14 protein-coding genes are annotated in these 19,771 nt (G+C 41.6%); 8 read left to right on the plus strand and 6 right to left on the minus strand.

Annotated features, from left to right (window positions below):
- Window positions 1-266: 266 nt before the first annotated feature.
- The 4 genes from csrD to AN944_RS02150 all read right to left on the minus strand — a co-directional run bounded on the left by csrD (window position 267) and on the right by AN944_RS02150 (window position 5,064).
- On the minus strand, window positions 267-2,150 hold the full coding sequence (gene csrD, locus AN944_RS02135; protein WP_055022926.1) for an RNase E specificity factor CsrD: 1,884 nt from the start codon (window positions 2,148-2,150) through the stop codon (window positions 267-269).
- A 198-nt stretch (window positions 2,151-2,348) separates the two neighbouring features.
- Window positions 2,349-3,596, minus strand: coding sequence for a malic enzyme-like NAD(P)-binding protein (locus tag AN944_RS02140; protein WP_055022927.1), 1,248 nt, complete (start codon window positions 3,594-3,596; stop codon window positions 2,349-2,351).
- A gap of 429 nt (window positions 3,597-4,025) precedes the next feature.
- Entirely contained in the window at window positions 4,026-4,238 is a 213-nt protein-coding gene (gene rpmE, locus AN944_RS02145; RefSeq protein ID WP_055022928.1) for a 50S ribosomal protein L31, read from the minus strand.
- A 127-nt stretch (window positions 4,239-4,365) separates the two neighbouring features.
- Entirely contained in the window at window positions 4,366-5,064 is a 699-nt protein-coding gene (locus tag AN944_RS02150; RefSeq protein ID WP_160319069.1) for a FimV/HubP family polar landmark protein, read from the minus strand.
- Window positions 5,065-5,252: 188 nt separating this feature from the next.
- On the opposite strand from AN944_RS02150, the gene priA reads away from it, so the two are divergent.
- The 7 genes from priA to AN944_RS02185 all read left to right on the plus strand — a co-directional run bounded on the left by priA (window position 5,253) and on the right by AN944_RS02185 (window position 13,415).
- Window positions 5,253-7,448 (plus strand): primosomal protein N', encoded by a 2,196-nt coding sequence (gene priA, locus AN944_RS02155; protein WP_055022930.1) that lies wholly within the window; start codon window positions 5,253-5,255, stop codon window positions 7,446-7,448.
- A 153-nt stretch (window positions 7,449-7,601) separates the two neighbouring features.
- Window positions 7,602-9,347, plus strand: coding sequence for an arginine--tRNA ligase (argS, locus tag AN944_RS02160; protein WP_055022931.1), 1,746 nt, complete (start codon window positions 7,602-7,604; stop codon window positions 9,345-9,347).
- Between the two features lies 1 nt (window position 9,348).
- A complete protein-coding gene (locus AN944_RS02165) occupies window positions 9,349-9,930 on the plus strand; it encodes an SPOR domain-containing protein (protein ID WP_055022932.1) in 582 nt (193 codons plus the stop codon).
- Between the two features lie 152 nt (window positions 9,931-10,082).
- Complete coding sequence (gene hslV / locus AN944_RS02170; RefSeq protein WP_055022933.1) at window positions 10,083-10,607, plus strand: ATP-dependent protease subunit HslV; 525 nt, start codon at window positions 10,083-10,085, stop codon at window positions 10,605-10,607.
- A gap of 22 nt (window positions 10,608-10,629) precedes the next feature.
- Window positions 10,630-11,955, plus strand: coding sequence for an ATP-dependent protease ATPase subunit HslU (gene hslU / locus AN944_RS02175; RefSeq protein WP_055022934.1), 1,326 nt, complete (start codon window positions 10,630-10,632; stop codon window positions 11,953-11,955).
- A gap of 236 nt (window positions 11,956-12,191) precedes the next feature.
- Complete coding sequence (locus tag AN944_RS02180) at window positions 12,192-12,572, plus strand: gamma-butyrobetaine hydroxylase-like domain-containing protein (protein WP_055022935.1); 381 nt, start codon at window positions 12,192-12,194, stop codon at window positions 12,570-12,572.
- A gap of 438 nt (window positions 12,573-13,010) precedes the next feature.
- The gene (locus AN944_RS02185) at window positions 13,011-13,415 is read left to right on the plus strand and encodes a MerC domain-containing protein (RefSeq protein ID WP_055022936.1); all 405 of its coding nucleotides are present in this window, start codon (window positions 13,011-13,013) and stop codon (window positions 13,413-13,415) included.
- Window positions 13,416-13,755: 340 nt separating this feature from the next.
- Here AN944_RS02185 and acnB read toward each other — a convergent pair whose 3' ends face one another.
- Window positions 13,756-16,353, minus strand: coding sequence for a bifunctional aconitate hydratase 2/2-methylisocitrate dehydratase (gene acnB / locus AN944_RS02190; protein WP_055022937.1), 2,598 nt, complete (start codon window positions 16,351-16,353; stop codon window positions 13,756-13,758).
- 434 nt (window positions 16,354-16,787) lie between these two features.
- Between acnB and hxpB the strand changes: the two genes are divergently transcribed.
- Window positions 16,788-17,459 (plus strand): hexitol phosphatase HxpB, encoded by a 672-nt coding sequence (gene hxpB / locus AN944_RS02195; protein WP_055022938.1) that lies wholly within the window; start codon window positions 16,788-16,790, stop codon window positions 17,457-17,459.
- Between the two features lie 79 nt (window positions 17,460-17,538).
- On the opposite strand, the gene AN944_RS02200 is transcribed toward hxpB, so the two are convergent.
- Window positions 17,539-19,752 carry a patatin-like phospholipase family protein gene (locus tag AN944_RS02200; RefSeq protein WP_055022939.1) on the minus strand — a complete coding sequence of 738 codons (2,214 nt, stop codon included), beginning with the start codon at window positions 19,750-19,752 and terminating at the stop codon, window positions 17,539-17,541.
- Window positions 19,753-19,771: the final 19 nt, after the last annotated feature.

Raw genomic sequence — 19,771 nt, forward strand, 5'->3', positions numbered from 1 at the left:
CAGGAAAATAAGTCAAAAAAATACCGTACGACATTTTAACTGCTAATCACTTAATTTTATAGAAAAATAATCTTAAAAATATTGTATATATTTAAGATAGATTGTTATGCCTTGATACTCAAGTTTCACAATCTCATCACGCTCAAGATGTAACGCAATTGTTAATGACGAATGAGATATTAAGTTGGCGAAATATAAAGCAATACAAGTTACATACCACTTTGGATTGGAAGGTATCAATGTGCGACACAGGGTTGTGGTCGCTGTTAATTAAAAAAATCCCCTTGAGCGGCACTCACACCTAAAATTTTCAATGTTTGCCATTCTTCAAATTGAGTCACACCTTCAGCAAATACCTGCACTTCAGCACGATATAAGCCGCCAATTAGGCTACGAATAAATAACTGGTTTTCGGGTTTTAGGTGGATTTGGTGAATAATCGAACGGTGCAGTTTTACTAAGTCAAAGTGACACTCTTGAATATAGTGAGTACCCACAACTTGCAATCCGACATGGTCAACACACAGCTTAGCTCCTATTTTGCGAAGCATATTCAAATTCTCGACCAATTTATGCTGATGTTTCACCACAATATCTTCTGACACCTCAAAAGTAAGACGGGAGGCTAAATGACGATGTTCCATCAAGGTGATTTTTAACCAACGGCTAAATGCACGACTCGTTAACGAGTCGAGGCTTAAGTTAATACTATAGTGATCTTGATTATTCACCATCAAATCAAACATGACTGTTTCTATTAATTGCCTTTCAACTTGAGGCATCAAGCCACACTTGTTCGCCATTGGAATAAATAAGGTCGCCCTAACTTCATTACCCTGATTATCAATTGCACGGCTAAAGGCCTCTTGATGACAAGTATGCCCATCACTATCAATGACCTTTTCCGTAATCGCAACAAAGCGCTTATTCACTAATGTGTTTTCTAAAAAGCTTCTCCATCGCACAGAGCCTTTTGCTATTTCCTTATCTACAGCGCCTTTGTCATACATAAACCAGTTATTACTACGTTGAAGCTGCGCGGCTTTAAGTGCCATTTCAACTTCTTCTAGTACTTGTTCTTGCATGTCTCCTGCACTATAAAAAGCAGCGCCTAAATGCACATAGTTATCTTGAGTGTCTGACTGATTTTGAAGTTGCCTAACAGCCAGTTTTAGCAGTTTGTTTGCCAAACTATCTGCTTCATCTAAAGAAAGCTGAGGGGCGACAATCACAAACTGATTAAAATCATACCGTGCAAAAGTGACATCTTCATAGGGGTGTAAAACTTGTGTAATCGCTTGTACAAAGTCGTTAAGTTGCTCATTAACAATGTCATCGCCTTCTTGTTGAAGCAGTAAATCCAAATCGTCAAAGTTAATGAGCAAGATCACACCGTGGGCAATCATACTGCTTTGATGCGTCAGTGCTTCGAGTCTATTTTCAAAGAAAATTCGGTTACCAATACGAGTAGCAGGATCGAGGAAGGTTTTAGAGCGAATAAATTGGTCAAAGCGGCCACGCTCTTTTTGCGCATCTTGCAGTTGTTCAAGCAACTTAGTCATTGCCCTATTGACTAAGCGAGGGCGGCCTTTGCCTGAAAATTGCAGTGCTTTTTCATGCTCCCCCTCAATTACAAGCATACTGCGCTCGGCAATTTGCTCAATACCATCAAGCTCATGGTTAAACCAGCGAAGACCATAACGGACAAATAAAGCAATCGCGATAAATGAAATCAATAAGCTTAAATACTCGTACCAGCCTAATTGATGTAATAAAAACGGCTGAGGCAGCTTAAGCTCCATCGATAACGACTTATCTGCGTCAATAACGTGTTTATATAAGGTTGGATTAGGCTCAGGTGTGGGCGAGTAATACTCAAATAAAATGGTATCGCCCTGAGTTAATTTAAATGAAGTGGTATTGTAGGCGATTAAAATCGGCGGTAGCCAAGCATGTAGCTCCCAATGACTGTCAGCCTGATAATGCTCCACGAGCATTGATTCTAATTGAGTGACTTTTTGTTGCTGAAATTTGTAGGTGAGCTGGATAAAGCTGATTAATGCACCAATAAAAAAAATCGCTCCGACAGCAGTTAATGACAATAGCCAAAAACTGGTCAATTTTTTCGTTAAAATTTTGGTTAATTTCATTTATCAGCGTCCTGCTAAAGCGCAATACTGTGAGATTTTATTATTATCAGCATTTGGCCTAATCATGCCAAATACTCACCACTCAACTGTAGATGATTATTCAGTAGCTTATAGTAAAAGGCAAACCTAATCTTTATCGAGTTCTGTAGACACAAAAAAGGGGCTTTCGCCCCTTTTGTATTTCACCTATCCAATCACTTACAGTGAGTAATCAGTAGGTACTTTATCTAATACTGCCACACCTGAATCAATAGCCGCTTGTGACACCGCACTCGCAATATTTCTTAGTAAGCGTGGATCCATTGGTTTAGGCAACACGTACTCTGGACCGAAGGTCATTGAATCAACGTCTGGATAAGCAGCAAGGACTTCAGCAGGAACCGGTTCTTTAGCAATAGCAGCAAGGGCTTTAACTGCCGCAATCTTCATTTCATCATTAATTTGTGACGCTCTCACATCTAATGCACCTCTGAAGATGAACGGGAAACAAAGTACGTTATTAACCTGATTCGGGTAATCACTGCGGCCTGTTCCCATAATCAAGTCTTTACGGATACTATGTGCAATCTCAGGCTTAATTTCAGGGTCGGGGTTTGAACAGGCAAAGATAACTGGATTTGGCGCCATTAACGCAATATCGTCAGCCGTTAATAAATCTGCACCTGATAGGCCTAAAAACACGTCAGCATCTTTAATCACATCTTGAAGTGTACGCTTGTCAGTATTGTTAGCGAACAATGCTTTGTACTCATTGATGTCTTCACGGCGAGTATGAATAACGCCTTGTCTGTCCAGCATGTAAACATTTTCACGTTGTGCACCACACTTAACAATCATTGTCATACACGCAATGGCAGCAGCACCCGCACCTAGGCACACAAAGATGGCATCTTCGATTTTTTTACCTTGAATCTCTAACGCATTCAACATTCCTGCTGCGGTAACAATGGCAGTACCATGCTGATCATCATGAAACACAGGGACATTACAGCGAGCGATCAACTCACGCTCAATTTCAAAACACTCAGGAGCTTTAATATCTTCAAGGTTGATACCGCCAAATGTATCTGCAATCGATTCAACCGTATTGATGAAATCTGCAGTGGTGCGGTGTTTCACCTCAATGTCTGTAGAGTCGATATTCGCAAAACGCTTAAACAGTAAGGCCTTGCCTTCCATAACTGGCTTAGATGCTAATGGGCCTAAATTACCTAAACCTAAAATAGCGGTACCATTTGAAATAACAGCAACAGTGTTCCCTTTATTGGTATAGCGATATGCATCGTCAGGATTTGCGGCAATTTCACGAACAGGCTCGGCGACACCAGGACTGTATGCCAGAGATAAATCATGGCTCGTTTGAGCAGGTTTAGTAAGACTAACAGCAGTTTTACCTGCTACTGGAAATTCATGATAATCGAGAGCTTGCTGGCGGAAATCTGACATTTTTTATTCCTGAATGAGGCAATTTATACGGCGAAAGTAAGATTAATTCAGTCGCAACGCATTAAAACTAACTTTACTGAATGTCAGTAAAATGAGCTGTAGCGTGCTTTGGAAAGGGAGTATAAATGAAAAATTAACAAAAGTTATCTTTAATCGGCAGAATTTGATCAACTTACAATTTATCGATATTAAATAAATCATCACAATAAGAATCAAAGACTTAAAACTGTAGAAAAATAACAAGATTTGACATAAAAAAGCAGAATTAGCATGATAAAGTTACAAATAGTTTGCCTAAATAACAATATTATCAACCTAACTGGCAACACATAATTTATAACTAAAAATTTTAATTTTTTTTAAAAATTTAATCCAAAAACAAAAAAAGACGCCGAAGGCGTCTTTTTCTTAAAATAATTGCAGTCGCAATTACTTTTTACCAAGTGCACCAAAGCGCTTGTTGAATTTGTCGATACGACCACCAGTGTCAACAACTTTCTGTGTACCAGTGTAGAATGGGTGACATGCACCACATACGTCTAAGTGTAAGTTTTTACCTACAGTAGAGTTAACTTTAATTACGTTACCACAAGTACAAGTTGCAGTTACTTCAGCGTAGTCTGGGTGGATACCTGGTTTCATTTGGATTACCTTAATAGCAGGCCATGTCGCTCTCCCAACCCGAAGTTGAGCACCACATGCGTTAATAACAATAGTGTTAAGGCGCGCAATAGTACAGTATCTGTTCAGTCCAGACAAGTAAAAATTATCACTGTCGATGTTGTTGCTGTAACGCCTCAAATCTCAGCTTATCTTGTGCTTTATTACCATACTGATTTAGCTGCTCTTGTGAAGGACATGCCAGTGTTACATCTTGTCTGATTAAATGGATTTTCTGTTTAGAAAAGCCTTGAGGGTTAGCATCAAAAATTGCCATCATCACTCCATAGACGTTTAAATCCCACTCACTTTGATAGCGAGTAGCAATGCGCCATAAAGTATCTGATGCCTGCCTTTCAATATAACAATGACCCATTGTAGACGTCGGCTTATTATTGAGAACTTTTGCTGTCGTTGAAGGTCGACTAGTTGAAGGTTTTTCCGCAACTGATTGACTTGATGATGCCAATTTAGGCTTAGCCTGAGTGACCACTTTTGGCAGTTGTTTTTGCTTATCTATTTTTATTTGAGTTTTAGCTGTTTCTTTAATAAATGGAGAATCAAAAACCGGTAATACAGCAAATTGACGCCAGCTGTTGCCTTTATATTCGCTGACGATCAGCTTTGCTTTCGGATCGCTCACATCTTCAACACCAATAGCAAATAACATAAAGCTACTGATAGGCTGTACCATCAACTCTTCCATGCTTTCTTTATCATCATTAGTTTGTCGCAAATGAATACTAAGTCGAGACAAGTCTTTGCTAGAGGCAACAATGTTAAGTTTGATTTTTGGGTGTTGACCCAACTCAAACTGCCTACTGTTTATGCTGATATGCGTCAGGGCAGCCTGAGCAATAAATGAAAATAAAAAAAGGGAGAGAGCTAAGCTGGCCTTACTGAATATTCCTTTTAACATCAATTTTCTCTTATTCTATTTCTTTATGTTCTGGCTCTAGTAAACTAGACCCTCTCAATTCTTAATGATGATAACTTATGCCCGTGTTTGTTGAGGTTGCTTTGCCGGTTCCTATGCGGCAAACCTTTAGTTACCAAGTCCCCGAAGCCAACGTATCGCAAATACAACTTGGGCTAAGGGTTAAAGTCCCTTTTGGTAGACAGCAACTTGTCGGCTTAATTACCGCTATCAATAATGAATGCGACGTCCCTGCGAATAAAATAAAACCATTTACCGCACTATTAGACGACAAACCTTTATTACCTACCTCACTGTATAAGCTCACTTTATGGGCGGCAAGGTATTACTTTGCAAGCCAAGGCCAAATGTTAAGTCAAGCCTTGCCTGTCGCTCTGCGAAAAGGCTTAAGTGCACAACCGCAAACCGTCACCTTTTATTGCCTCAACGAGGCAGGAAAACAGGTCGATGTCAGTGTACTTAAACGTGCTCCAGCACAAAAAAAACTCTTCGAACTTTTACAAACATCAGCCATTAGCCAAGAAGAATTTACCACCCAAGAACTTAGCAAAGTTGCCCTCAAAGCATTAGAGGATAAAGGCTGGGTAGCGCGTAAATATGTCACCAGTGAAACCGACTTAAGTTGGCGCCAACAACTTAATATGACTGAAACACCGTTAAAGCTCAATAAGCAACAGGCAGTTGCCGTTTCAGTTTTAAATCAACAACAAGGCTTTCATTGCAGTTTACTTGAAGGTATCACCGGTTCAGGTAAAACAGAAGTCTACTTATCGATTTTAGAAACCATCTTAAAACAGGGTAAACAAGCACTCATCTTAGTGCCTGAAATCGGGTTAACACCACAAACCATTAATCGCTTCAAACGTCGATTTGATGTGAATATTGCCGTTATTCATTCTGCATTAACAGATAATCAACGTCTTGAGGCGTGGCGCCAAGCTCGTTGTGGTGAAGCCGCCATTATCATCGGTACTCGCTCCGCTTTATTTACCCCAATGGCCTTTCCTGGGCTGATAATTTTAGATGAAGAGCACGATAGTAGCTTTAAGCAACAAGAAGGTGTGCGTTATCACGCCCGCGACTTAGCTGTCATGCGGGGGCATTTAGAAGATGTCCAAGTCATTTTAGGCTCAGCAACCCCATCACTAGAGACGCTGCAAAATGCGATTTGTGGCCGCTATACGCATTTAACCTTGGCAGAGCGCGCAGGTGCTGCACAAAAAGTTAAGCAAGGTATTATCGATATACGCTCACAACCTTTAAAGTCAGGGATGTCTGCTTCGCTAATTAATGAAATGCGCATGCATCTTGATGCGGGCAATCAGGTCCTTTTATTTCTCAATCGTCGCGGGTTCTCACCTGCATTATTGTGTCATGAGTGCGGTCATTTGCATGAATGCGATCGCTGCGATGCCTTTTTTACCGTACATCAAGGGCTGAACGAAATTTGTTGCCACCATTGTGGCAATCAATACGCTATTCCACATCAATGCCATGAATGTGGTAGCACCATGCTAATGGGCCATGGCACGGGAACAGAGCAGCTTGCTCAAGCATTAGAGCAAGAATTCCCTCAGTATCCCGTGGTACGTATCGATCGTGATACCACACGCAAAAAAGGCTCATTAGAAAAACAACTCACCAGTATTTTAAAGGGTGAGTACAAAATTTTGGTGGGCACTCAAATGCTAGCCAAAGGGCATCATTTCCCCGATGTCACACTTGTGGGGTTAATGGATGTTGATGGCGCACTCTTTAGTGCTGACTTTAGAGCACCTGAGCGCTTTGCTCAGCTTTACACCCAAGTCTCTGGGCGAGCAGGACGCGCCGACAAACCCGGTAAAGTATTACTGCAAACCCATCAAAGCGAAAATCCAATACTGCATGATTTATTAAAAAATGGTTACGGTAAATTTGCGCGAGCTCAGTTAGAAGAGCGCCAACAAGCACTACTTCCTCCCGCTTGGCACATGGTACTGTTGCGAGCCGATGCTCATTTAGCACAAGATGCTGATAATTTTCTACAACAAGTCGCGAACCTGTTGCCTCAAGATAGAGATTTTGAAGTCATTGGCCCCATGCCTGCGCCCCTGGATAGAAAAGCCGGAAAATATCGCAGACAACTGTTATTTCAAGCTAAAAATCGACAGCGTTTACAACAAGAATTTGAATCTGTTCTTCCCCAAATCGAAGCGTTGACAGAGAGTAAACGTTGTCGCTGGAGTATCGATCGCGATCCGCAAGATTTAATGTAATCAAATTGCAGCACAATGGGTTTAGCTTGATAGCAAAGAAAATCAAAAAAAACTCGATTAATTACCCCGCTGAGATAGCATTTACATAGCATTAGCGGGTAAAATACAAGGTTACTCCACTCATCCACTTTAAGTTAGTGCTAATAAACGCCCATGAAATCACATATTGCATCTTTACTAGAACAAACCATCGACTCTTTTAAGCAACAAGGCATTATCCCAGCTGATTTTCAGGCACGCATTCAAGTGGAGCGAACCAAAGATAAAAGTCACGGTGATCTCGCCACTAACTTGGCCATGATGCTAACCAAAGTCGCTAAGAAAAATCCTCGTGAAATTGCTCAGTTGATTATTGATAATCTTCCAGCGTCTAGCCATGTGGCTAAGGTCGATATTGCAGGCCCAGGATTCATTAACTTTTTTCTCGATGAAAATGCCTTAGCAAACCAACTACAACATGCCCTAACAGATGAACACTTAGGCGTTTCGTTACCAGAAAAACAAAGAGTCGTCGTGGACTATTCATCGCCTAACCTTGCTAAAGAAATGCATGTAGGTCACCTTCGTTCAACGATTATTGGCGACAGTGTCGTTCGTGCACTTGAGTTTTTAGGCCATGATGTTATCCGTCAAAACCATGTGGGTGACTGGGGCACACAATTTGGCATGCTACTAGCCTACATGGAAGAGTTACGAGCAGCGAATGGCGAGCAAGCAGCACTTGAACTTTCAGATTTGGAAACCTTCTACCGTGCCGCTAAAGTCCGCTTTGATGAATCAACAGATTTTGCAACACGTGCACGTAATTTAGTGGTTTCACTGCAATCGGGCGATGAGTACTGCAATAAATTATGGCGTGAATTTAATGACATCTCGTTAAATCATTGTCATGAAGTTTACGAACGTTTAGGTGTGAGCTTAACCCGTAAAGATGTTCACGGTGAAAGTGCTTATAATGACGACCTAGAGCAAGTCGTAACAGATCTTGATAGTAAAGGCCTATTAAGCGAAAGTAACGGCGCTAAAGTGGTATTCCAAGAAGAATTCCGCACCAAAGATGGTGAGCCATTACCCGTTATTATCCAAAAAGCCGATGGTGGATACTTATACGCCACCTCTGATTTAGCTGCAATGCGTTATCGCTCAAACGTTTTAAAAGCTGATCGTGCTTTATACTTCGTTGATTTACGCCAAGCACTGCATTTCCAGCAAGTATTTAGCCTAGCGAAAACAGCAGGTTTTGTCCGTAAAGAGCTATCTCTTGAGCACACAGGTTTCGGAACAATGAATGGCACCGATGGCCGTCCATTTAAAACTCGTAGTGGCGGTGTGGTTAAATTAGTCGACTTATTAGATGAAGCAAACACCCGTGCAATCGAATTAGTTCGCAGTAAAAATCCTGATATGGACGAAGCGACAATCATTGAAATTGCGCGTGTTGTTGGTATTAGCTCAGTTAAATACGCTGACTTATCTAAAAACCGTAGCAGTGATTACATTTTCAGCTTTGAACAAATGCTGAGCTTTGAAGGCAACACCGCACCATACCTTCTTTATGCATACACACGTGTGGCTAGTATCTTCAAGCGTGCTGAAGATATCGATTTAAGCCAAGCGAAAATTGTACTTGAACATGATAAAGAAAAAGAACTAGGTACTAAACTTGCTCAGTTTGGTGAAGTACTGGCTCGTATGACAGATAAAGCATTACCACATGTGATGTGTGCTTATGTTTATGAGTTAGCAAGTGAGTTCTCAAGCTTTTACGAGGCTTGTCCAGTTCTTGCAGCAGAAACTGAAGAGCAAAAACAAAGTCGCTTATTGTTGTCACAGTTAACCGCTAAGACCTTAAAAACAGGGTTATCTCTGTTAGGTATCGAAACGTTAGAGCGTATGTAACATGAGTCGAGATTACGCCAATAAAAAGCCTAGTGGTAAAAAACGTTCGTCTTCTCGAGGAAAGAAACCACAGCAAAAGCGATCGATTCCTTACCTGCCGACATTAATCGTCTTGTTACTTGTCGGCGGATTTGGCTATTTTTTGTGGTGGATAAGCGGCAGCTCTGATGATGCTCCAGCAACAACTACGGCACCCGCTGTCACTGTTGAACAAACTAAGCCTAAGCCAGTGAAGAAAGATCCAAATGCATTACCGCCAAAACCGACGGAAGAATGGACTTACTTAGAAGAGCTAGAAAATAAGAGCATTGATGTTGAAGTACCAGAAGATGCATTGAAATCTAAAGGCCCATATCAAATGCAATGTGCGTCGTTTAGAAAGCTTGAACCCGCAGAAGAAATGAAAGCCATGATTGCTTTTCAAGGTATGGAAGCACAAGTCAGGGCGACCACAGGCTCAAGTGGCGTCTGGCATAAAGTCATTTTAGGCCCATTTGAATCTAAACGTGCAGCCGAGCGCAGCAGGCACAAACTGCAACGTGCTGGTATTAATGGTTGCCAAATTTGGCTGTGGGAATATTAATTAGTTTTAATGTGAAGACTTTTTCCGCAATATTAAGCGCTTACTTTAGTAAGCGCTTTTTTTATCCCTTGAATTATTAACAAGCATCCCCATATCTGTTTTATCAACCAGCAGCAGACTCCTATTCGCTGCCGTCGTTAAGAGGATTTACCGTGACTACTATCGTATCCGTACGCCGCAATAATCAAGTTGTCATCGCAGGTGATGGCCAAGTTTCCCTCGGCAATACCGTCATGAAAGGCAATGCACGTAAAGTGCGTCGTTTATACCAAAATAAAGTTATCGCCGGATTTGCTGGCGGCACAGCCGATGCATTTACCCTTTTTGAGCGCTTTGAAACCAAGCTCGAAATGCATCAAGGTCATTTATTAAAATCAGCTGTAGAGCTCGCTAAAGATTGGCGTACTGACAAAATGCTCCGAAACCTTGAAGCCATGCTGATTGTTGCAGACACCAAAGAGTCATTAATCATTACAGGTAATGGCGATGTAGTGCAGCCTGAACATGATTTGATTGCTATCGGCTCAGGCGGAAATTACGCTCATGCCTCAGCGTTAGCACTACTGCAAAACACTGACTTAACGGCCCGTGAAATTGCAGAAAAATCACTAACGATTGCCGGTGATATTTGCGTATACACCAACCAACATAAAACGGTTGAGCAAATCGACTACTAAATTAGAACGTAAGGAATTATTTATGTCTGAAATGACCCCTCGCGAAATTGTCCATGAATTGGACTCGCATATTATTGGTCAAAAAAATGCAAAACGTTCTGTTGCTGTAGCCTTGCGTAATCGCTGGCGCCGTATGCAACTTGAGCCTTCATTGCGCCAAGAAGTGACCCCTAAAAATATTCTGATGATTGGCCCAACAGGTGTCGGTAAAACTGAAATTGCCCGTCGTTTAGCTAAACTTGCTAATGCGCCATTTATTAAAGTGGAAGCAACCAAGTTTACTGAAGTCGGTTACGTGGGCAAAGAAGTCGAACAGATCATTCGTGATTTAACCGATTCAGCTATCAAAATGACCCGTGAGCAGCAAATGAAAAAATGCCGCCACCGCGCAGAAGAACAAGCAGAAGAACGCATTTTAGATGCCCTACTACCCAAACCTAAAGATGATTGGAATACTGAGCCAAAAGATGACTCAAATACCCGTCAAATCTTCCGTAAAAAACTCCGCGAAGGTCAGCTAGACGATAAAGAAATTGATATCGACTTAGCTGCGCCACAAGTGGGTGTTGAAATCATGTCGCCTCCAGGCATGGAAGAAATGACCAATCAGCTTCAAAGCATGTTCCAAAACTTGGGGCAAACCAAAGAAAACCGTAAGAAAGTAAAAATCAAAGAAGCGTTCAAGCTATTGATTGAAGAAGAAGCGGCAAAACTGGTTAATCAAGAAGATCTTAAAGAACAAGCTATCGACTTAGTCGAGCAAAACGGTATCGTATTCTTAGACGAAATCGATAAAATCTGTAAACGTGGCGAAAGCTCGGGCCCTGACGTATCTCGTGAAGGCGTACAACGTGACTTACTCCCATTGATCGAAGGCTGCACAGTGACAACTAAACACGGCATGGTTAAAACTGACCATATCCTGTTTATCGCATCTGGTGCGTTCCAAATGTCTAAGCCGTCTGACTTGATTGCTGAGTTACAAGGTCGTTTACCTATTCGTGTTGAGCTTAGCGCCCTAAGTGCTGACGACTTTAAGCGTATCTTAACCGAACCACATGCATCACTTACAGAGCAATACGTTGCGCTGATGGGTACAGAAGGCGTTAAAGTCGAATTTGCTGAATCAGGTATCGAAAAAATCGCTCAAGCAGCATGGCAAGTCAATGAGACCACAGAAAACATTGGTGCTCGCCGTTTGCATACTGTGATGGAAAAACTGATGGAAGAAATTTCTTATGATGCTTCTGAAAAATCTGGCAGTACTTTTGTCATCGACGAAGCTTATGTCACAGAGCATCTCGACACCTTAGTGGAAGATGAAGATTTAAGCCGCTTTATTTTATAATCTGCGGTAGGTGATATGCCTCAATTGTGAGCTATCACTGTGTTAGCTGTCCTTATTTTAGTTAACATTAGCTAATATAAATAGGACGGCTACATGAAAAGAGGTGGTTAACTCCAAGAGTAACCACCTTTTTTATTGAAGCCTCGACGCTGTATTTAAGTGCCCTGTTTAGCTATGAAGTATCATTCGTGAAAAACTATCATTAGATAACGTTCCATTATAAGAGAGTAACCGTTATGAGCTCACCCAATGTCACTAACCTAAAATTAAAACGTAAATCCAAGCTACTTGAAGTCACGTTTGATAATGGCGACGTTTTTAATATCACCTGTGAAATGCTCAGAGTTAACTCTCCATCAGCAGAAGTGCAACGTCACGGAAATCCAATTTTGGTCACCCATAAAAAAGCAGTGAACATTACAGCCATTGAACCTGTTGGTAATTATGCCGTAAAAATCATTTTCGATGATGGCCATGATACTGGGCTATTTTCATGGAAATTATTACATGAATTTGGAACACATCAAGTTGAGATTTGGGAAAGATATTTAGCTCGACTTCGCGCTGAGAAAGGCTCTCGTGAGCCGCTAATTGATATGAATATTAAGTACTCTTAGTGTTCATATCCTGACATAGCTTAGGTTGAGGACAAAGCACGACAACTGTTTCTCAGTGACCAAAACTGAAACAAGGGAAATGATAGTATTTCCCTTATTTACGACTTTTCATTCCAGAAAATTTAATGAATACCGATGTTAGCCAAATTACCAATCTTCACCTCCATGCTTATCTAGCCTTTTATATCGTCTGGCTCGACCTTATCACGCTTACCGCCATTACTTTTTACCATCGTTTAGTACCATCGCTTAATACCATCGCTTAATACCATCGCTTAGTACCATGAGTTTAACCTTAAACCCAAGACTCAATATGTAAATCATACGTATATTAACGATAACTTATTGAATACTCATGATGCCAATGATAGATTAACGATCTTTTATGATATAACATATCATTACCATACCTAACCAATTAATCACTTGAGTATCAACATGAATAAGCCCGCCCAAATACTATTAGATCGCCTTGCTATTTCAGTCTCAGCGTTGTGCGCACTTCACTGTATCGCGGGTCCATTATTATTAATACTGTTTCCAACGATGTTGTCCCTACCTGTAAGCGATCACTTTTATCATATTCTCATGGTGTGGGTTATTATCCCGACAAGTAGTATCGCAGTCTTTCTTGGCTGTACACGACACAAAGATCCTACCGTTTTAGTGTTAGCATTTTCTGGAATGATAGCGCTAGGAGTGACCGCAATTTATGGACATGATTTATTTGGTGAGACTGGAGAAAAGCTAATGACAATTGCATCAACCATCATTCTGGTTTGTGCACATTGGCGTAATTACTCTCTTTGTCGCAGTGATGCTTGTGAGCACAGCGAGAAGTGATTTTTGGCTGTTAAGGGAAACTTGTTGTTAGCGCTCCAACCTTCGTTTGGATTAAGATTGTAGAATCCCAATTAATCCCTAATTGTCGAAGTAAGCTAATTATTTAGCCAAATATCAATTGAAGTCAGTCTATAGATGAACCGGCCGTTAGCGATCATTCACTTTATAGAATAGCACTGGGCGATGTGGGTTTGTTAAGAAGAATAAACGCCTCCTTTTGACTCAGGTATGGATGAAGTGCCGCGACTTTTATCCAGACAAACTCCAGACACAAAAATGCCAGCTAATTAGCTGGCATTTTTCAGTTTACGCTTTTAAAACGTAACCATCTTATCAAAGGCTACACTGCTGATTGGAAAATTACACTATCAGCTTTCTTGGTGTAAGACTCAATCTCATCGAAGTTCAAGTAGCGGTAAGTGTCAGCTGCTGTTGCATCTAACTCTTTCGCATATTCTTGATATTCTGCTGGAGATGGTAAACGACCTAATAGTGCAGCTACGGCAGCTAACTCAGCAGATGCTAAGTAAACGTTTGCGCCAGTACCTAGACGGTTAGGGAAGTTACGTGTCGATGTTGATACGACTGTTGAATTCTCAGCAACACGTGCTTGGTTACCCATACACAGTGAACAACCTGGGATCTCGATGCGTGCACCGACACGTCCAAAGATTGCATAATAGCCTTCTTCTGTTAGCTGGTCTTTATCCATTTTCGTTGGTGGAGCAATCCACAAACGTGTTGGTAAAGTCTTAGCAAACTTATCAAGCATTTTACCTGTTGCACGGAAGTGACCGATGTTGGTCATACAAGAACCGACAAAGACTTCGTCAATTTTAGTATCAACAACTGATGATAATAACACTGCATCATCTGGATCGTTCGGCGCACAAAGGATTGGCTCTTTGATATCAGCTAAATCAATTTCGATAACTTCAGCGTATTCAGCATCACTATCTGCGCTCATTAGCTCTGGATTAGCAATAAACTCTTCCATGCCTTTAATACGACGCTCAATAGTACGACGATCGCCATAACCTTCAGAGATCATCCACTTCAACATCACGATGTTAGAGTTCAAGTATTCAATGATTGGCTCTTTGTCTAACTTGATTGTACAACCAGCAGCACTTCGCTCAGCAGATGCATCAGATAACTCGAATGCTTGCTCAACTTTAAGGTGCTCTAGTCCTTCAATTTCAAGAACACGGCCAGAGAAAGCGTTAATCTTACCTTTCTTCTCTACCGTTAATAGACCCATTTCGATAGCTTTATGTGGGATAGCATGTACAAGATCACGTAATGTGATACCTGGTTGCATTTCACCTTTAAAACGAACCAAAATTGACTCAGGCATATCCAATGGCATAACACCAGTTGCTGCAGCAAATGCAACAAGACCAGAACCTGCAGGGAATGAAATACCAATAGGGAAACGCGTATGAGAGTCACCACCAGTACCAACAGTATCCGGCAGAAGCATACGGTTTAACCATGAATGAATAACACCGTCACCTGGACGAAGTGAAACACCACCACGGTTCATGATGAAATCTGGTAATGTTTGATGCGTATTCACATCAACAGGCTTCGGATAAGCGGCAGTATGACAGAATGACTGCATCGTTAGGTCTGCACTGAAGCCCAAACATGCTAAATCTTTTAGCTCATCACGTGTCATTGGGCCAGTGGTATCTTGCGAACCAACAGATGTCATTTTAGGTTCACAATACTGACCTGGACGAATACCTGTTACACCACAAGCTTTACCAACCATTTTTTGCGCCAGTGTGAAGCCTTTACTTGATGCTTCAACGTCTTGTGGACGTACGAATACATCTGAAGCACTAAGACCTAGCGTTTCACGTGCACGGTCTGTTAAACCACGACCAATGATTAATGGAATACGGCCACCAGCACGTACTTCATCTAGCAGTACGTCAGTTTTAAGTTCAAACGTTGAAATCACTTCATCAGTGCCAGCACGCTTAACTACGCCTTCATATGGGTAGATATCAATAACATCGCCCATGTTCATTTTTTCTACGTCTAGCTCAATTGGTAATGCGCCTGCATCTTCCATCGTGTTGAAGAAGATTGGTGCAATTTTACCACCTAAACAGAAACCACCAGCGCGCTTATTAGGTACATAAGGGATATCGTCACCCATGAACCATAGCACTGAGTTAGTCGCTGATTTACGAGAAGAGCCAGTACCAACAACGTCACCAACATAAACCAGCGGATGACCTTTGCCTTTAAGTGCTTCGATTTCTTTGATTGGGCCAACAACGCCAGCTTCATCAGGCACAATGCCGTCACGGGCATTTTTCAGCATGGCTAATGCGTGCAATGGGATATCTGGACGAGACCATGCATCAGGAGCTGGAGACAAGTCATCTGTGTTTGTCTCACCTGACACTTTAAATACAGTCAAGGTCACTTTTTCTGCTAATTTAGGACGGTTTAGGAACCACTCAGCATTAGCCCAAGAGTTAACAACTTGCTTAGCAAAGTCATTACCTGCTTGCATTTTTTCTACCACATCATGGTAGGCATCAAACATTAATAGTGTATTTGATAATGCAGTGACTGCGATCGGAGCAAGTGCATCATTATCTAATTGAGCGATTAACGGCTCAATGTTGTAACCACCTTGCATAGTACCAAGTAGTTCAGTAGCACGCTCAGTTGATAGGATTGGTGACGAAACAGTGCCTTTGGCAACTGCATCTAAGAATGCCGCTTTTACGTACGCAGCTTCATCAACACCAGGGGGAATACGATTTTCTAATAGATCTAGAATCACGGCCTCTTCACCAGCAGGCGGAGTTTCAACTAACTTCACTAATTCAGCCACTTGTTGTGCATCTAATGGCTTAGGGACAACACCCTCTGCAGCACGTTCTGCGACGTGTTTACGATATGCTTCTAGCACGGCAACATTCCTCTTTGTTTTGCGCCTAACAGCGAAACTGAACATCATTTAATAGAAAAAATGACCATTCCACAGGTTCGGGCTTGAAATCCGACCCGTAGTATACTACAGGTTTGCAAAAGTATGAATTAGATCACACTCTAATGGAGACGAAATCGATACTAATATTGAGCTCGCAGTATAATTTAACTTCTGCTTTAAACAAATAAAATTAGACAATAGTTTAAAACATTAAATAAACACTTTAATTTCAGTAAATTAACCTGACACCACAATTTAATTCAGTCCTATAAATCAATCGTATAACTTAGATGAAATTTTGCTTTTTTTTTCGCTATTCTGCATAGTCTTTGAACAGCACCACCTAATACATGCCTAAAACACTGTTTATTCAACTTTATTGACTAGCTATTCAAACTAAGTAAGGGAGTAATATGTCATTAACCACTATAGAAGCGGTCATATTTGATATGGACGGCGTGATTATTGATACCGAGCCAGCTTGGCAAAAAGCTGAGGTCGAAGTGCTCAATCAACTCGGTGTACCCATCACCATGAAAGATGCCGAAGTTACCACAGGCTTACGGATCGACTTATTGGTTGCCTATTGGTACCAGCGATACCCATGGGATAACTATGATAACCGTGCTGTCGCGCAGCAGATTATCGATAAAGTCGTCACGTTTATTGAAACTGAAGGTGCTCCAATGCGCGGCGTTATCGATGCACTGAAACTATGCCAGCAAAAGCAGCTTAAAATTGGACTAGCGACCTCTTCATCAACAGATCTCATTGACTCAGTCATGGCAAAACTAGGGATAAGATCGTATTTTGAAGCAATTGCATCTGCTGAAAATCTTCAATACGGAAAGCCGCATCCAGAAGTCTATTTGAATTGCGCCAATGCATTAAAGGTAAATCCTGCACATTGCCTAGCCATTGAGGATTCATTTAATGGCTTAATTGCAGCAAGAGCAGCGACAATGCAAACGGTGGCGATTCCTGCTCCTGAATTCGCTGAGCAATCACGTTGGGTTATTGCGCATCAACAGCTCGAGCACTTAGGCCAATTAGCTGACGTGCTAGATACCACGACCAGAATCTAACTAAGCAACAAAAGCGATATAAGAAGGGCTGCACCCGCAGCCCTTTATATCACCAAGTCTATTCGAACAAAGACTTAAATTAGAAGTTTTTACCAATGAATAAGTAAAACGCTTGCTCGCCAGTATCAGTAAAGCCAAAGCCTAATGCTGCCGGCCCCCAGCTAGTATCTGTACCTAAATAAAGACTACTCGCATATATCAAGTCATCTAAATCAATGTCATCTTTTAGTAGCCACACGTTACCAGCCTCAATACTGGCACCCAAGTAGAGTGGCACATCCGATAATAAAACATCTCGACCAAGATCATACTGATAAATCAGTGCGCCAAATGCTTTGTGAGGTCCAGCAAGAGCACCTTTGTGATAACCCGATAAATTCAAGAAGCCACCTAATTCAGCAACATGAATGGTGAAATCACGGTCAACATCCACTGTAGTGATTGCCGCTTTACCTACAATGGCATGGTTACCTAGATTTAATGCCCCTTTCCAATCTGCTTCAAATTGCCAGGCCAGTTGATCTGAGTCATTGACCACGGCACCTGAGTATTTTTCATCACGCACTGCCGCTTTAAAGGTTAAGCGTTGACCTTCAGTAGGGAAGCTGATGCTATTTAATGTATCGTACGTCATCAAAAAGTACCCACCGACTGAATCATAATCCAAGTCAATTTCGGAAACGGCACGATTAGATAGTGTCCCTAGTTCACCTACAGCACCAATCTCAATCAAACCAGCGTGAGAGTAGTTATAACCAACACCCATAGAGAATTGATTTAACGAATTTTTAAGCTCATATAAACGGTCATTGCCATCATAAAAGTCCCAGTCTTTAATCTCATACTCATAAAGCGCTCGGCCATAAAAATCTTGGTCTTTTGAGAAAGGCTGGTAAAACTCAGTACTAATTCGTTTTTCAAATCCAAGTTGCATCTCGTTTCGCCATTCGCCACCATTATCGGTAAGTTCACCCATGGTGTAAGCCAAGCTCAAGGTGATTGCCGAATCTAAAGTAAAGTCATCTTCCCAATTAAAGCCGACATCAAAATAATTAGGTCCCCAAGATTTTGCATGGGTACTGACGGTTAAAACACGGCCTTCTTCAGTATCTTCAAATTCTGCATCGACACGTTCAAATTTATTAAGCGAATATAGTCGTTTGATTGCAGCATTTAACTCTTCTTTAGTGATCACCTCGCCTTCTTTTAGACCTAACTCTTCTCGTAATAAGCGCTCACTAACTTTAGAGTTATTGTCGAAAACTATCTTGGTGGAAGGACGGTTGACTTGATTCACAAACACCAGCTTGGCTCGTCTTTTTTTATCTTGATAAGCTTGAAAATCAGCTTCACTGATACTCAAGTGAGCCAACATAGGCAGAGCAGCATTACCAGCGATAGTCCCAGCTTCTAATGCTTGCGGCATGATTTCAAAGTCAGTAGTGCTCATGTCGTCAATCGCGGGGCGAATGAGCACGTCACCATCTGTTAAATAGGTCTTCTGCTCTTCAGTGGTAGCTTTGGTCAAAATCGTCGATAGCTGTTCCAATACTGCAATGGTGCTATCTAGCTGCTCTTTAGTTGCCAATGGTGAGCCAATATCAACAGCGATCACCACATCTGCTCCCATGGCTTTAACCACATCAATCGGCATATTATTCGAAATCCCGCCGTCGACGAGAAGCTTGCCATCTATTTCTGCTGGTTGCAGCGCACCTGGCACAGTGGCAGAAGCTTGCATGGCTTTTACAATACTGCCCTTATCTAATACAACGGCGTGACTTGTGGATAAATCTGTTGCAACTGCACGGTAGGGAATCGCTAAATCATCGAAATCACCAAACTGCTCAACGAGGTCAGTTGAATGTTGCAGTAGCTGTGACATTGTTTGGCCTCGAAGTAAGCCACTTGGCGCAGCAAGCCCCCCATCTTTATAGCCCACATTTAATGGGATATTAAATTTATCTCGATGTTGTTTATCACGGTAGGTTAAATCTTCGCGGGGAATAGTATCTGAGTAGCCCTCAGCCCAAGGAGAGTTCAGCATGATCGTTTCTATTTCATCAGCGGTATAACCAAGTGCATACATACCGCCTACGTACGAACCAATACTGGTACCCGTCACATAATCAACTGGAATACGGTTTTGCTCTAATACTTTCAGGATGCCAATATGAGCCGAACCTTTTGCGCCACCACCACTTAATACCAGTCCTACTGTTGGACGTTCTTTTGCATAAGTGAAACTCGTGGTTAAACTCAACAACAGTAACAATGCGATCTTACGACCCATATAAAGCATCCCTATCTTT

Source organism: Shewanella sp. P1-14-1 (genome assembly GCF_001401775.1).
GTDB classification, from domain to species: Bacteria; Pseudomonadota; Gammaproteobacteria; order Enterobacterales; family Shewanellaceae; genus Shewanella; species Shewanella japonica.